General features: G+C 49.3%; 14 protein-coding genes. 8 read left to right on the top strand and 6 right to left on the bottom strand.

Annotated elements, in window-relative coordinates:
* The first annotated feature begins 75 nt into the window (after positions 1 to 75).
* The 3 genes from A8707_RS28835 to A8707_RS00620 all read left to right on the top strand — a co-directional run bounded on the left by A8707_RS28835 (position 76) and on the right by A8707_RS00620 (position 1,876).
* Positions 76 to 285, top strand: coding sequence for a hypothetical protein (locus tag A8707_RS28835; RefSeq protein WP_197484549.1), 210 nt, complete (start codon positions 76 to 78; stop codon positions 283 to 285).
* A gap of 35 nt (positions 286 to 320) precedes the next feature.
* Complete coding sequence (locus tag A8707_RS00625) at positions 321 to 716, top strand: DUF3119 family protein (RefSeq protein ID WP_082906167.1); 396 nt, start codon at positions 321 to 323, stop codon at positions 714 to 716.
* Between the two features lie 62 nt (positions 717 to 778).
* Positions 779 to 1,876, top strand: a complete 1,098-nt coding sequence (locus A8707_RS00620) for a DUF3086 domain-containing protein (protein WP_068814336.1) — start codon at positions 779 to 781, stop codon at positions 1,874 to 1,876.
* Between the two features lie 8 nt (positions 1,877 to 1,884).
* Here A8707_RS00620 and A8707_RS00615 read toward each other — a convergent pair whose 3' ends face one another.
* Positions 1,885 to 2,217: a hypothetical protein gene (locus A8707_RS00615; protein WP_068814335.1), complete on the bottom strand. Its 333-nt coding sequence runs from the start codon at positions 2,215 to 2,217 to the stop codon at positions 1,885 to 1,887.
* A 141-nt stretch (positions 2,218 to 2,358) separates the two neighbouring features.
* Here A8707_RS00615 and plsY point away from each other — a divergent pair, with 141 nt between their 5' ends.
* Positions 2,359 to 3,045, top strand: a complete 687-nt coding sequence (plsY, locus tag A8707_RS00610; protein ID WP_068814334.1) for a glycerol-3-phosphate 1-O-acyltransferase PlsY — start codon at positions 2,359 to 2,361, stop codon at positions 3,043 to 3,045.
* A 2-nt stretch (positions 3,046 to 3,047) separates the two neighbouring features.
* Here the strand turns inward: plsY and lptC are convergent, their stop codons facing one another.
* From lptC to metG, 3 genes are all read right to left on the bottom strand, one after another.
* On the bottom strand, positions 3,048 to 4,295 hold the full coding sequence (gene lptC, locus A8707_RS00605) for an LPS export ABC transporter periplasmic protein LptC (protein WP_156518301.1): 1,248 nt from the start codon (positions 4,293 to 4,295) through the stop codon (positions 3,048 to 3,050).
* 63 nt (positions 4,296 to 4,358) lie between these two features.
* Positions 4,359 to 4,973, bottom strand: a complete 615-nt coding sequence (locus A8707_RS00600; protein ID WP_068814332.1) for a LabA-like NYN domain-containing protein — start codon at positions 4,971 to 4,973, stop codon at positions 4,359 to 4,361.
* A gap of 80 nt (positions 4,974 to 5,053) precedes the next feature.
* Positions 5,054 to 6,658 (bottom strand): methionine--tRNA ligase, encoded by a 1,605-nt coding sequence (metG, locus tag A8707_RS00595; protein ID WP_068814331.1) that lies wholly within the window; start codon positions 6,656 to 6,658, stop codon positions 5,054 to 5,056.
* Between the two features lie 429 nt (positions 6,659 to 7,087).
* Here metG and A8707_RS00590 point away from each other — a divergent pair, with 429 nt between their 5' ends.
* Together A8707_RS00590 and A8707_RS00585 are read left to right on the top strand one after the other, a co-directional pair.
* Complete coding sequence (locus tag A8707_RS00590) at positions 7,088 to 7,810, top strand: lysophospholipid acyltransferase family protein (protein WP_068814330.1); 723 nt, start codon at positions 7,088 to 7,090, stop codon at positions 7,808 to 7,810.
* A 33-nt stretch (positions 7,811 to 7,843) separates the two neighbouring features.
* Positions 7,844 to 8,653 carry an alpha/beta fold hydrolase gene (locus A8707_RS00585; protein WP_068814329.1) on the top strand — a complete coding sequence of 270 codons (810 nt, stop codon included), beginning with the start codon at positions 7,844 to 7,846 and terminating at the stop codon, positions 8,651 to 8,653.
* A 29-nt stretch (positions 8,654 to 8,682) separates the two neighbouring features.
* Here A8707_RS00585 and A8707_RS00580 read toward each other — a convergent pair whose 3' ends face one another.
* Positions 8,683 to 9,756, bottom strand: a complete 1,074-nt coding sequence (locus tag A8707_RS00580; RefSeq protein ID WP_068814328.1) for a mannose-1-phosphate guanylyltransferase — start codon at positions 9,754 to 9,756, stop codon at positions 8,683 to 8,685.
* Positions 9,757 to 10,256: 500 nt separating this feature from the next.
* On the opposite strand from A8707_RS00580, the gene A8707_RS00575 reads away from it, so the two are divergent.
* Together A8707_RS00575 and A8707_RS00570 are read left to right on the top strand one after the other, a co-directional pair.
* Positions 10,257 to 11,657, top strand: a complete 1,401-nt coding sequence (locus A8707_RS00575) for an LCP family protein (protein ID WP_082906165.1) — start codon at positions 10,257 to 10,259, stop codon at positions 11,655 to 11,657.
* A gap of 41 nt (positions 11,658 to 11,698) precedes the next feature.
* Positions 11,699 to 12,256 carry a pentapeptide repeat-containing protein gene (locus A8707_RS00570; RefSeq protein ID WP_082906164.1) on the top strand — a complete coding sequence of 186 codons (558 nt, stop codon included), beginning with the start codon at positions 11,699 to 11,701 and terminating at the stop codon, positions 12,254 to 12,256.
* Between the two features lie 298 nt (positions 12,257 to 12,554).
* Here the strand turns inward: A8707_RS00570 and A8707_RS00565 are convergent, their stop codons facing one another.
* On the bottom strand, positions 12,555 to 14,012 hold the full coding sequence (locus A8707_RS00565; protein ID WP_068814327.1) for a phosphoglucomutase/phosphomannomutase family protein: 1,458 nt from the start codon (positions 14,010 to 14,012) through the stop codon (positions 12,555 to 12,557).
* Positions 14,013 to 14,084: the final 72 nt, after the last annotated feature.

The following is a 14,084-nucleotide window of genomic DNA, read 5'->3' as shown; positions in this document are numbered from 1 at the left end:
GAAGCAAAACCAGATTGCGAAGCGCTGACGATCGCGGCACAAGATGGAATTTTGGTCACGCACGATCGTAAAACGATGCCTACGGAATTTGGTGTATTTATCACGACGCAAACTAGCGCGGGTATTTTGATTCTTTCTCAAAAGTTGCCGATTAGTGATGCCACTTTAAAATCGAGAAATTTGGGCGCGATTGCTCAAATCATTCCTCAATGCCGCATCACAACTGCAAGCGGAATCACAATCCTTGATGCTCAGTGCATTCTCAAACATTCATCTCTAAAATAGGAACTGAAGTGACCTAAATTGTGAGATTAAGCTTTGTGACCACTGCTGCGTCTTCTCCAAGTTCTATCGAGCTAGCTCCGAGCTACACGATTCCGATCGTGCTGGGCTTATCTGCCGTGCCCTTGCTGTTTGTGCAAATTTGGGTAAGTTTAGCGATCGCCCTATTCAGTCTGTTTTTGCTGATCCAAACCGTGATGCTGCGTCTGAGATTTACCGAGACCGATTTGGATATTTATCGAGGTGAAACGCTGATTCGTCGCTTTCCCTTTCGAGAGTGGCAAAACTGGGAAATCTTTTGGTCGCCTGTGCCGATTTTGTTTTATTTCAAAGAAGTCAATAGCATCCACTTTTTGCCGATCATCTTCGACCCAAAGACGCTGCGGACTTGTTTAGAACAGCGATTTCCCAAAAACCAAAACGCTAACACCTGATTTCCTGTAAAGTACAGACGCGATTCACTCTCTCTAACCTTTAATCTCTAGACCCACGCTCTATGAATTCTGACGAACTGCCGACCCAAATATCTGACGCGATCGAGGAGATACTTTTAGACTCTGCTGATGTGGCAAAACTTGCTGAATTGGTTGAAGAAAATCCGATTTCGGAGCCAGAAATCGAGACTTTAACGCAGAAGATTGCCGACTTAAACCAGCAAGAACAGTCACTCAAAGCAGACATCGCGTCTCTGCAAACGGTTCGGAGTCAGTTGCAAGAACAGACTCTAAACGCTCAGACTTCTCTGGGGCGGCTTGTGCAAGACAGCTTAGGCGACTTAGAATATCGTCGGCAAACGCTGCAAATCGCGATCGAGCAGTTAGAGCGCCGTCAAGAACGCATTCGCAATGAGATGCGAACCACCTTTGCTGGAACCTCGCAAGATATCGCCATTCGAGTCCAGAGCTTTAAAGATTATTTGGTGGGCAGTTTGCAAGATTTGGCACTCGCCGCAGAACAGTTGGAGTTTGAGAAACCTCAGCCGCCAGAAAGAACGGTGGTGTCGATCGTAGAAGACAAACCCCAAAAGCCATCGACTCCCAGATTTGCCGAGCAGAGTTTTCAAGAGCAAACCAAAAAGATTCGCAATCTAATCGATCAGTTTCGCAATCAGCCTGACTATTACGGGTCGGTTTGGCAACTGCGACGCACTTTTGAGCCGATTCACGCCGAGCGAGTCTCTAACTGGTTTTTCACCCAGGGCGGACGGGGCGCAGTTCGCACGACGGGTTCTCGACTACAAAACATTCTCGTCTCGTCTGCGGTGATTTCGATTTTGTATCAAATCTACGGCGATCGTCTCCGCACCCTAATTCTCGCAAACTCTCCCGAACGTCTAGGAGAATGGCGGCGCGGGTTGCAAGATTGTCTAGGCGTATCTCGCAGTGATTTTGGCTCCGATCGGGGCTTAACTTTATTTGAGACTCCAGAACCTTTGGCGATGAAAGCCGATCGCTTAGTGAAAGATGGGCTGCTTCCGCTGATCGTCATCGACGAAACCGAAGAGATGATTAGTTTGGCGATGCTGCAATTCCCAATGTGGCTGGCGTTTGCGCCCAACCCTCAGCAGATGCCGCAGCAAAATTATTATTACTAAAAATTATTTCAGCGGCGCTCAGACGGATCACGCTCTTTAGCTTCAATCATGGCAATCAGTCTAGAAACACTCTCGGCTTGCATTCGAGCGGTTTCGTTTTGTCGTCGTGATTCTTCTTTGACATCCTGAAATCCGTTCGTTGTCAAATCAGCAAGTCGATCGAGCTTCAGACTGGTTCGCTCAAATCCAGCCGCGATCGTTTCCTTCAGATCTACAATGCCTTCTCGCATATCTCGGATGCCATCGGTGAGCGTATCGATCTTCTCAGATAGCTCAAAGGTGGCTTGGGCGATTTGCTTCAATTCTTGCTGAATTCCGGGTGCTGCGTCGTTGCTCATCATTTCGATCTGTAAGAGGATCTTTCAGATCTATTAGTACCATGAAGATCTTTTTGCGATCGTCGCCCCAATTCTGCCCAACGATTCAATCAGACAACGACTGATGGATAATTAAGTTTTCATCCCTCATCACTCATTCCTCTTATGCTCCCCTGGTATATCAATAACGAACTCCTCCTGATCCTGGCTTATTTGCTGGGTTCGATTCCGACAGGCTATCTAGCCGGACGGCTGCTTAAAGGCATTGATATTCGAGACGAAGGATCAGGCTCGATCGGGGCAACAAACGTGCTGCGGACGCTGGGAAAAGCACCCGCGATCGTGGTTTTATTGATCGACGCACTTAAGGGATTTTTGGCGATCGCAGCCGTAAATTTCGCATTCACTCGTCTCCCCGGATGGCTCTATTACACCAAAGTCGTAGACGTAAATCTTGCCAACTGGCAGCCCTGGATGATTACCCTCGCTGGATTGCTGGCGCTATTGGGACACAGCAAACCGATCTGGCTCAACTTCAAAGGAGGCAAGTCGGTCGCGACCAGCATCGGCGTTCTGTTAGCAATGGATTGGCGAATTGGATTAAGCACGATCGCCGTATTTGCGGTCAGCATTACCATCAGCCGCATCGTATCCCTAAGTTCTATTACCGGAGCGATCAGCGTTACGGCGTTGATGATCGCGTTTCGTCAGCCCCTGCCCTATTGTTTGTTTGCGATCGCAGGGGGCGTTTACGTGATTTGGCTTCACCGCACAAATATTCAGCGCTTGTTAGCCGGGACAGAACCTCGCCTCGGACAAAAAGCCGAACAGCCAGAAGTCGATGCAGGATAGCGCTACTGCTGTGGCTGTGGAGTGATTTGAAGCTCGACTCTGCCCCCGTTGACCGCGACTTGCTGATCGTCAAGCTTGCCCGACGCTCTCGGACCTAAAAGGCTAAACGGCGGATTTTCTTGTCGATAATTCACGTTGCCTGTTGCCTCAAATCGCTGTGTAGTGATGAACCAGAGCACTCGATCGGCATCTAACTTCGACTGATTTTTTTGCCCCACTCCCCGGACGTTTCCTACCAGATCAACCGTGTTTTTCTGCAAATCCACCGCTCCCTGATTGGCGTTTAAGGTGACTTGCTGAGGCGGATTGACAATCGTAATCGGCTGGCTAGAAGCAAGGGTTTGAGCATCCAAATTCCAAAGCAGACTGTTACTGCTGACCTGCACCCCTTTTTCTTTCAAGTCGAGTCTGGCGTTTTGCTGGAGGTTGACGGTTTTGGCTTTCAAATCGACCTCCGCTTTGTCAGCCGAGCCTCGATCGGTCAACACTTTATTTTTATACTGGTCAACCTGAATCGGGCGATCGCCCATTACTCTCTCTCCCTTAACATCCCACGTCAGGTGCTCTGTTCTAATCTGAAGTTCGGGCGTTTTAGACAAAGCAACAATCTGACGAAAGAGTTCGATCGTTCGAGCGCGAGTCAAAACCCGTCCCTCTTGGGCTGAAAACTGCATTTGTTTGTGGGTGCCCGTTACGTTATTGCGGACGAACAGCACATCCTCAGTGGGTTTCCACTCTAACTCGTCACCCTTTAAAATTGTGCCATCTCGAAGATCAGTCGCTACGATCGCTCCCTTGAGCAAGATAGACTTGCCATCGCCTTTGACCTCACCTTTTTGTGCCGCGATCTGAAACACAGGCTTGCCATCCTGATAAAGTTCGCCTTTTGGGTCTTCGATGACTGCGTTCTTTTGATCTTTGCTATAGCTGGCTTGCTTGGCTTTCATCTTCCACCACAGCTTTCCCTTGTCGTCTGCTTGCTCAAGGGTGACATCGTTAAACGTGAGGTTGCTGTCAAATCGCTGAATTTCTTTCGTGTCTTCTTTGAGTTTGTCGGCGGTTCGGTTGCGATTAAAACAGCCGCCTGTGCCTATGAGTAAGGTGATGAGCAGTAAATTTAGAGCGATCGCGCGATTCAAACTGGGCTTTTTAATAGAAATCAGCATAGAACTATTTGAGGCATTCATAAACATTTGGACGCGATCGAGCGCCAAAATGATCCCCGTTTGGCTTCTAGCTTTCTCGCTCAACAGAGGAATAAGGAAGTGTGGCGTAGCTCTCGATCACTCCCCTACTCTTGTTTGAATCACCGATTAGATCGAGTGATCGTCGTCGGAGTCGTCCATGATCCCCACCCCAGTTAGCGGACGGTAGGTGTAGGTGCGCGGTGTTTTTTGAATATCTTCTTTGATGTTGTCGAGGTCAATATAGCGATCGGCAACATTAATTAAACTGTCGCTGGTCATCGATCGCAGACTGACCACTTCAACCCGCACCCCACGATAGCTGACAGCATTCACCGCATACGCCAAATCGCCATCGCCGCTCACCAACACCGCCGTGTCATACGACCCTACTAGCGACATCATATCGACTGCGATTTCGACATCCAGGTTTGCTTTTTTAGAGCCATCGGGAAGCTGCACCAGATCTTTTGAGATGACGCGATAGCCGTTACGACGCATCCACAGCAAGAAGCCCTGCTGCTTTTCGTTGGTGCGATCGACCCCCGTGTAGAAGAACGATCGCAGCAGGCGAGACCCCGCCGTTAAGCGACAAAGCAGTTTAGTGTAGTCAATTTCGATCCCCAGTTGCAGCGCTGCATAAAAGAGATTAGACCCATCAATAAAGATGGCAACTCGACCGCGATTTTCAAGAACTTGCTCTGGTGAAAAGACGGTTTCAGATTCGTTTAAATGATTCAACACGATTGCTAACCTCAGTTTGTTATGAAAAGAATGTGATGCTTAATCTGTATGAAATGTAGAAAAACCATGACCTTAAGCCCTTAAGGAGAACCTTCCCCCGGAAGCTCTAACTTTTGAAACACCGGATGCGGCTCTCCTAAAATTTGTCTAGCTGGAAGGATTCCCCACGTCTGATGGCTTGAAAAGGTGGTCGAAACATCCAGTAAACGAGTGTCACTAAAGTCAGCCGAATATCCTAACTGCTGATAAATTTGGGTGCTTATCGTTGGAATGATAGGTGACAAAAGATACGCTGCTAATCGAACTGATTCTAAAACCGAGTAAAGAACTTGCTCAACGTCCGCTTGTTTACCTTGCTTATAGAGCGTCCAGGGTGCTTGTTCATCGATATACTTGTTGCCCATTCTAACCAATGTCAAAATGGCTTCACAAGCACTGCTAAATGCAAGAGCATTATAAAAGCTAGCAGCTCGATCGCCTAATTCTACCCCCCCCAATTTTAAGAAATTATCGGTCGGCACCTCCTCACCAGAGATATTAGGAACGCTACCGCCACAATATCTTTGTGCCATTTTTAGCGTTCGATTGAGCAAATTTCCTAAATCGTTTGCTAAGTCGGCGTTAAGAATGTTGACAAAACGCACCTCATCAAACACCCCATCTCGCCCAAACTCGATTTCCTTCAGGAAATAGTAACGAACGGCATCGGCTCCATAGCGATCGACAAGAGGCACTGGGTCAATCGCGTTCCCTGTGCTTTTGCCTATTTTTAGACCATCACGGACGAGAAAACCGTGACCAAAGACACGATCGGGGAGAGACAGCCCTGCTGACATCAGCATCGCAGGCCAATAAACCGCGTGAAACCGCAGAATGTCTTTGCCAATCAGATGAATGTCGATCGGCCACCACTGAGACAGCGCGTTGTCTAACGTCGGATCGCTATCGGGATCAAGCAGGGCAGTGATGTACCCCAACAAAGCATCAAACCAAACATAGAGCGTGTGCTTATGATTGATAGGCACCGGGAAGCCCCAATCTAAGTTTATCCTAGAGATTGAAAAATCTCGCAAGCCTTGCCCCACAAAACCCAGCACTTCATTGCGGCGGGTGGTCGGCAAAATAAAGTTGGGGTGATCTTGATAGAGTTGTTCGAGTTTTTGCTGATAGTTTGACAGCCGAAAGAAATAGTTTTCTTCGTCGCGCCACTCGGCTTGTTTGTTGGGGTGAATCGCACAGTAGTGGTCGTCGAGAAGCTCTCGCTCTTCTTTAAACTCTTCACAAGCCACACAATACCAGCCCTGTTGCTGACTCAGATAGATATCGCCGTTATCCCAAACTCGTTGAAAAAACTCGTTGACGATCGCGGCGTGACGCTCGTCAGTGGTGCGAATGAAGCGATCGTAGCGAATGTTGAGCTTATCCCACAGGCTCTTAAAACCCTCTACGACCAGATCGCAGTGCTCTTGCGGCGATCGCCCCAAGCCCTCAGCGGTGCGCTCAATTTTTTGCCCATGCTCATCGCTTCCGGTCACAAACAGCACAGATTTTCCCTGCAATCGCTGAAAACGCGCCATCGCATCTGCCGCGATCGTCGGGTATGCACTACCAATGTGAGGTAGATCGTTTACATAGTAGAGCGGTGTTGTAATCGAAAATGTGTGCTTCTTTATGTCAGAACTCATGGATACCATCAAAACGATCCCCGAATTGACTGTCAGCAGTTCACAAGGGGCTTGAACTCGCTACTGACAGTGATTCGATCTAAATCAGCGTCGGCTTTTAATAAACACAGAGCAGCCCTACTCCTACTTATCGCCGCTTTGCCCAGTTTAACCAATAACGTCGTGCAAGATTAGGCAGACAATCTTAAATAACTGAACAGAAGGTTCAAGGAAGCCTATCAGCCCACGGTTAACCCGACGATTCTTGACTTTAGCTCGATCGCCTCATCACAAGTGTTGCTCAGAACCTGCGGAAGCATCGCCAGCCAGAGAGTTGACCTTTAGAACCGTCGAGCAAATACTTCTATCCTGAGACATTTATTAACCTTAGTAAAGTAAGGTTAATAATTAGATTAACGATCCATTTGTAGAAACTCTAGTTCGATTTGCATGGCTTCTGATAGTCCGCTTCAAATTTCGCGGTTGCTGCTCTCGGCGATGGGCATTCAAATGTATCTACATCACCGCGATCGAGTACCTCAAACGGGTGCCACTCTCATAGTCAGCAATCATCGCAGCTTTCTCGATGCCCCTCTATTAATGTCGGCAATTAACCGCCCGATTCGGTTCGTTTGCCATCACTACATGGGGCAGGTGCCCGTCATGCGCGAAGTGGTCACAAAGTTAGGCTGCTTTCCGCTCGAAAGCTCTGATCAACGGCAGCAGAGTTTTTTCCATCAGGCGATTCAACTATTGCAAACCCAGCAAGCGGTGGGCGTGTTCCCAGAAGGAACCGAGCCAATGGTCAACAGTCCGGCACGATGCGAGATGGGAGACTTTCAGCGAGGGTTTGCTCATTTGGCGCTCAAAGCTCCGGTGCAAGATTTGGCAGTGTTGCCGATCGCGATCGCGGTTCAAGATGAGATGAAGAGTTCGGCGGTTCCTCTCAAGCTACTCAGTTTTTTTGACCCCTCTGAGCCACTATTCAAGCAAGAGGGTTGGCATCCACTCGTGATTTATCAGCGCGTAGATGTCCTGATAGGTCGTCCGTTTTGGATCACTCCATCCCAACGACAAAAATATCAAGGCAGGGGGGCACGCGAAATCGTTCATCATCTCACCAGCCATTGCCACGATGAGATTAATCGCTTACTGCTTCAGGGATGCTATTGAGAGAGTTTCAATTTTTAATTAAGTGTTTGTTCCATGAGCCACCCTTGTTTTCTGACCCCTAAAACGCTCAAGCCCAACTGTCCGCTGTTTGTGTTTCTACCCGGAATGGACGGGACAGGGCAACTTCTGAGAGCACAGACAGAAGGACTAGAAGCCGCATTTGATGTGCGATGTCTAGCAATTCCGCCTGACGACTTAACGGGTTGGGACGAATTAGCTCAGCAGGTGACCGACTTAATCAAAGGCGAACTAGCTGGAAATCAGCGATCGGTTTATTTGTGCGGAGAATCCTTCGGGGGCTGCTTGGCGATGAAGGTGGCAGTTCTAGCACCTGACCTATTTCACCGAATCATTCTAGTCAACCCCGCTTCATCTTTTAATCGCAGACCTTGGATCGCGTGGGGATCGCAAATCAGCCGCTATTTACCAGAAGTGGCTTATCGATTTTCGTCCGTGACGTTTTTACCGCTCTTGGCATCGTTTGATCGCATAGCAGATGTAGATCGACAGGCATTGATTCAGGCGGTGAGATCGGTGCCTCAAAAAACTTCGATCTGGCGAATGGCTTTACTTCACCAATTTCGGGTGCCTCAGCAGCAGTTAAAACAGCTCACTCAGCCAACATTGATTATTGCGAGCGCAGAAGATAGGCTGCTGCCATCGTTGCCAGAAGCCTATCGCTTAAAACGGGCGTTTCGCAATGCCAATGTGGTGATTCTGCCCGAAAGTGGTCACAGCTGCCTGCTGGAGAACGAGGTGAATCTCTATGACATTATGAAAACGCATGGTTTTTTAGATGAACACAGCGTTCCGACTCAGGTGAGTTCTGCTGCGGTGGGTTGAGCGATCGTGATTTCACCGAGGGGCTGTTATTACAATAACCCCTCAAATTCTGGTCTCATTTGCAGCGTTTTGAGAACGGTTTTGATCTCTTGAGTTCGATCTTTTTTGACAATTAGGGTCACTTTTCCGTCGCGGACAACCACCGTATCTTCTAAACCGATCGTGACAATCAGCTCATCGGCATCGGTTGAGTAAAGCACGGCTCCTTGGGTGTCTAAGCCAACATGGGTCGCCAGTTCTACGTTGGGGTTGTCTGCTTTTTTGAGGAGCCGCTCGATCGCTCCCCAATCGCCTAAGTCGTCCCAGCCAAACGTGACAGGCAGCACATAGGCACGATCGGTTTTCTCCATCAAGGCATAGTCGATGCTCTTTTTAGGAAGCGTCGGATAAGCAGCAACGCCTTTCTCTTCGAGCGGCAGCAAAATTTCTGGAGCATGGTGACGTAATTCTTTGAGAGCAACGTCTGCCTGAAAGACAAACATCCCGCCATTCCAGCTAAAGCGACCACTGTCTAGAAATGCTTGAGCAGTCTCGCGATCGGGTTTTTCTGTGAAGCGATCGACGCGATAGCCCGGATACCCTGAACCACTGCCGTAAAGCCCAACTTTTTCGCCTTGCTCAATATAGCCATAGCCTGTTGCCGCTTGATTGCAGGTTATGCCGAGTGTCACGATCGCGGCTTCTTTGACGGCAAGATCGACGGCGGCAGCGAGGGTGTCCTCAAAAATCTCCTGATTGTCGATCCAGTGATCGGCAGGGAAAAACCCTACGATCGCATTCTCTCCGTAGCGTTTTGCGATCTCTAAAGTGCTCCAAGCGACGGCAGGGGCAGTATCTCGTCCTTCAGGTTCGATGAGCAAATTTGCGAGAGGCAATTCAGGCAGTTGTTCGCAGACTCCCTGAGCTAGGTGAGAAGCGGTGACCACCCAAAGATTGTCCCACCCCTTGGCGATGTGGAGCAGACGATCGGCGGTTGACTGTAAGAGGCTACGATCGCTCCCGTCAAGACATAAGAACTGCTTGGGACGATGTTTGCGGCTCAAAGGCCAAAAGCGTTCGCCCTTGCCTCCAGCGAGAATAACGGGCACGAGAGGTTGGGTCATAGGGAATATCGGCTGCGTGGCACGTCAAAGGAGAAGAAAATTTGGAGCCGAAACCGGGTAGTTAGCTGCGAGAGAAGCATTCAGACAGATGTTTACCCCGTCACAATCTTAGTGAATCCCAGAATTTTAGATCTCCTAAACAGTGGCTCTTCGCGGATTCTTCTCAATTCATCCTACCTTTTCAATAAAGACGATAAAGTCTGGTGAAAAGTTCGGGATGGCTGAAATCGGTTAGTTAGTCTGCTTCGGCTAGATAGTTAAAGCTCAGGTTCAAAGGTAGGATTTCCAGAAGATTACACGGGTAACGATTTCTTTATCAATAGAGGAATAGCTCGGTTTCTTGACTGAGAGAAGCTTCTTGCAATCAAGCGATACAGCCAATTCCATCGGGATGGTGAGAGAAAGCCAGAAGGTTTAGGTTAAGATGTCGAAGAATCATTTGGGGTGACCAGTTTCGATCAAATCTGGGTGATGAGGCTAGTTTTTTTAAAGGGTAGGGAGTGGATCAGTTGAAGAGTCAATCAACGTCAAGACAGCCGACCGTGCTAGAAAATCGTGAAGGGCAGTCTGTGCCTACTGTTTCTGGCTCTTCGGTGCCGATTCCCTCAAAAAAGTCTGCCGGAGGTATTCCGATCGCCCGCTCCCTATTTTGGGGCTTTACCTTTTTGATTGCTGCCACCGCTTCTGCGACGATCGGCACCACGCTTGCAATGATTACTCCGCTCCCTGGTGCGGTTGCCCCTGCGGAAGGACAAAAGATCTTTAATGACTTGTGGCGCAGTGGTTTTCAATATCATGTGGGTCGCCCCGTCAACATTTTGGTGATGGGAATTGATAAAGTTCCTGGAGTCGCTGATAGCTCAGAAGAAATTTTCTCTGGTCGCAGTGACACCATGCTGCTGCTGCGAATCGACCCATCTGACAACACCGTCAATCTGCTGTCAATTCCCAGAGATACTCAAGTTGAGATTCCGGGGATCGGGGTGACAAAGATCAATCAGGCAAACGCGAGTGGCGGTCCGGCGCTGGCTCGTCAAGTCGTCACCAACACCATGAACGGCATTGAGGTCGATCGCTATGTGCGCGTTAGCACCAATGCGTTTCGCGAGTTGGTCGATCTGCTGGGCGGCGTTGAAGTCTATGTGCCCGAACGGATGTCTTATGTAGACAATACTCAAAAGCTAAAGATTGACCTGGCTCAAGGCTGGCAAACTCTAAACGGTGACCAGGCAGAGCAGTTTGCGCGATTTCGTCACGATAATTTTGGCGATATTGGACGGGTTCAGCGTCAGCAAACACTAATCAAGGCACTGCGATCGAAGTTGGCAAGCCCTTTGGTGCTGCCACGAGTGCCCAGTCTAATTGCGATGATGCAGAAGTATATTGACACCAACCTCAGCGTCGAAGAAATGTTGGCGTTGGTCAACTTTGGGGTGAAATTAGAGAAAGATGACTTTAAAATGGTGATGCTGCCAGGACGGTTTAGCACGCCAGACGAGTTTGCTGCCAGCTATTGGATTATGGACCCGCAGAAACGCGATCGCGTCATGCAGGACTATTTCAAAATCGGGTCTGCTGATCCGTCCAGTCCACCTGCCAGCGCTCCTGTCAAAATCGCGGTGCAAAATGCGTCTAGCCAGCCCAACGCAGGCAATCAATTTGTCAGCTATCTGACCAGCTTGGGATATCAGAATATCTATCTCACGCAAGATTGGGCAGATCATCAGAGCCAAACTCAGATCATTGTGCAGAAAGGCGACTTACGATCGGCAAAAACTTTGCAAGGAGCGATCGGGTTTGGTGGAGTCGAGTCTGCCTCGGTTGGAGACTTAGATTCTGATTTAACCATTCGTGTGGGAGATGACTGGTTAGCTCAACAGGCGGTTAAATCTAAGAAATAAGAGAAGATAAGAAGCCCATCAAAATTCTGCATTTTTTGCCGATGCACTTGTTTACTCAGCCCTCGATCGTGCCTCAAACATCTAAAGGGACTGCACCCGCAGTCTCATTTCTCGTCCGTCTAGCTATTCTTCTAGCGCTGGCTTGCCTTTGGGTATTGCTGGCTGCAGCTCCTGCCGCCAACGCTCAAAGTAAGACCATTAACTACACCAGCACTCAGCTTCAACATCGTGACTTCTCGAATGCTGATTTAGAGGGAGGGGTTTTTGTCGGGGCTGAGATGCGAGAAGCCAATTTTCAAGGGGCTAACTTAAAGAGCGCAATTTTGACCAACGGAAATCTGCTGTCAGCCAATTTAGCAGGGGCAAACCTGAAATGGGCATTAGCCGATCGCGTCACGTTCTATAAGGCAGACTTGAGCAACACGATTTTTGTTGAGGCGACCCTCTCGCGCAGCATTTTAGATGAGGCAAACGTGACGGGAGCAGATTTTACCGATGCGTTGCTCGATCGCTACACCGTCAAGAAGCTTTGCGAAACGGCTTCAGGAACCAATCCAATCACTGGGGTTGCGACAAGAGACAGTCTCGGATGCCCTTAAGAAATTGCACATAGAGGTTTACTGCTCAGACTTCAGCTTCGCCCCCAACCTTTGATTACGTCAGTTAGACAAACGTGACTCGCTACGATTCCGCCTCGCCCGTGACTGGAAGTCCGGGCTAACCGTGCGAAACCCGTTGAAACGGGTTGAAGTCAAACTTCACCGAGCTTTCAGTCCCTTTAGTAGACTTCGCACGGTTAGCCCGGATTTTTAATCCAGGGCGGGTGAGCAACGCAGCGACAGAATTTCTCGAACTCACGTTTGATTGGTAAGTTGAGCGGAGTCGAAACTCCCATCATTAGACCGAATTTGCCCAGTCTTTTGCCCAGTCGAGCGTTTGATGCAGCAGATCCATCGTTGCCGCTTCGCAGTAAAGCCGCAGAACGGATTCGGTGCCACTAAAGCGAATCAATAACCAACTCTGATCTGCCAGCCGAAATTTGTAGCCGTCGTCGGTTTGACAATGAATCACCGATCGTCCTGCAATCTCCTTTAAAGGCTGGGTTTGCAGTTGAGTGAGCAGCTTTGCCCGAATCTCCATGCTGGCGAGGGGGAGATCAATGCGATCGTAAACCGCTGTGAAGCCCGTTTTTTGTCGAAGCTGATGATATTGTTCGCCCAAGTCTTGCCCCGTTTGCACCACGGTTTCTAGAAGATAAAGGGCAGCGAGCAGCGCATCTCGTTCAGGAATGTGATGCCCATAGCCGATCCCACCCGATTCTTCACCGCCCAAGAGAACTTGAGTGTCTAACATCCGATCGGCGATGTATTTGTATCCGATCGGAGTCTCAAACACGGGTAGGTTATGCAGTTTAGCAACTTGGGGCATCAAATCTGAGCCGCTCACCGTCTTTACAACTTCGCCCCAATAGCCCTTGCGGACAAAAAGATGCTCGATCAAAATGGGGATCAAGACTTGAGAACTGAGGAAATTGCCCTGTCCATCGACGGCAGCGATGCGATCGGCATCTCCATCAAATACCAATCCCACAACGGGGGCATCGCTGCGATAATCGCGAATCGTTTGCAGTAGCTTGGATAGATAGCGCGGTAATGGTTCAGGGGCACCGCCTTCAAATAGGGGATCGCGATCGCTGTTTAATTCCTGAATCGGAACTCCTAGCAGTCTTTCCAGTCCCGTTGCGGCTGCACCGTGCATCACATCGGCAAAAACCGTGAGTTTGCCCTGGGCGATCGCCTCTCGAATGACATCGATATTGACCAGTGATCTCAGCCCTTCACAGTAACTTGTCCAAGGATTAAAGAGTTGTAATGAACCTGGCTTCTCAGACGGTTGCTCTACGGTTTCTGTCTGGATCAAGGCTTCGATCTGCTGCGTCACTTCGGGCGGCACTGATCCCCCAAAGGCTCCCTTGACCTTCAGCCCAGAATAGCTACCTGGATTGTGACTCGCCGTAATCACCAGCGCCCCCAGCGCATTTTGCTGTTTAGCGACCCAGCTAAAGGCAGGAGTCGGCGCAAAGCATTCAGACAGCATGACATCGAACCCGATCGCTCTCACCGAGTCTACTGTCGCTTGGGCAAATTCCTCCGACAAGAAACGGCGATCGTATCCCACAATAATGGTGTTGCTCCCGGTGGTGCTGCCGTAGACTTTTGCCAGAATTTGCGCCGCAAGAGGCGCAACGAATCTGAGGCGATCGAAGGTAAAGTCGGCGGCGATCAATCCCCGCCAGCCATCGGTGCCAAACTTAATCGGGTTGATCGTCGTTACGATCGGAGCGGGATGAACCATGTGCCACAACCTCACTAAAAATCTGCGTCGTTTTGAGTCTATCTACGATGCGAGTTCCTGATCTCAGTATTT

The sequence above is a fragment of the Phormidesmis priestleyi BC1401 genome (assembly GCF_001650195.1).
Classification (GTDB): Bacteria; Cyanobacteriota; Cyanobacteriia; order Leptolyngbyales; family Leptolyngbyaceae; genus Phormidesmis_A; species Phormidesmis_A priestleyi_B.
The sequence above is the reverse complement of the archived record's forward strand: the minus strand, read 5'-3'. Positions and strand labels throughout refer to the sequence as shown.

Excerpts from the sequence above, each read along its gene's own strand:
- A8707_RS28835 (WP_197484549.1), top strand. The coding sequence starts at position 76 with ATGCCTACGGAATTTGGTGTATTTATCACGACGCAAACTAGCGCGGGT.
- A8707_RS00620 (WP_068814336.1), top strand. The coding sequence starts at position 779 with ATGAATTCTGACGAACTGCCGACCCAAATATCTGACGCGATCGAGGAG.
- A8707_RS00615 (WP_068814335.1), bottom strand. The coding sequence starts at position 2,217 with ATGATGAGCAACGACGCAGCACCCGGAATTCAGCAAGAATTGAAGCAA.
- plsY (WP_068814334.1), top strand. The coding sequence starts at position 2,359 with ATGCTCCCCTGGTATATCAATAACGAACTCCTCCTGATCCTGGCTTAT.
- metG (WP_068814331.1), bottom strand. The coding sequence starts at position 6,658 with ATGAGTTCTGACATAAAGAAGCACACATTTTCGATTACAACACCGCTC.
- A8707_RS00590 (WP_068814330.1), top strand. The coding sequence starts at position 7,088 with ATGGCTTCTGATAGTCCGCTTCAAATTTCGCGGTTGCTGCTCTCGGCG.
- A8707_RS00585 (WP_068814329.1), top strand. The coding sequence starts at position 7,844 with ATGAGCCACCCTTGTTTTCTGACCCCTAAAACGCTCAAGCCCAACTGT.
- A8707_RS00580 (WP_068814328.1), bottom strand. The coding sequence starts at position 9,756 with ATGACCCAACCTCTCGTGCCCGTTATTCTCGCTGGAGGCAAGGGCGAA.
- A8707_RS00570 (WP_082906164.1), top strand. The coding sequence starts at position 11,699 with ATGCACTTGTTTACTCAGCCCTCGATCGTGCCTCAAACATCTAAAGGG.
- A8707_RS00565 (WP_068814327.1), bottom strand. The coding sequence starts at position 14,012 with ATGGTTCATCCCGCTCCGATCGTAACGACGATCAACCCGATTAAGTTT.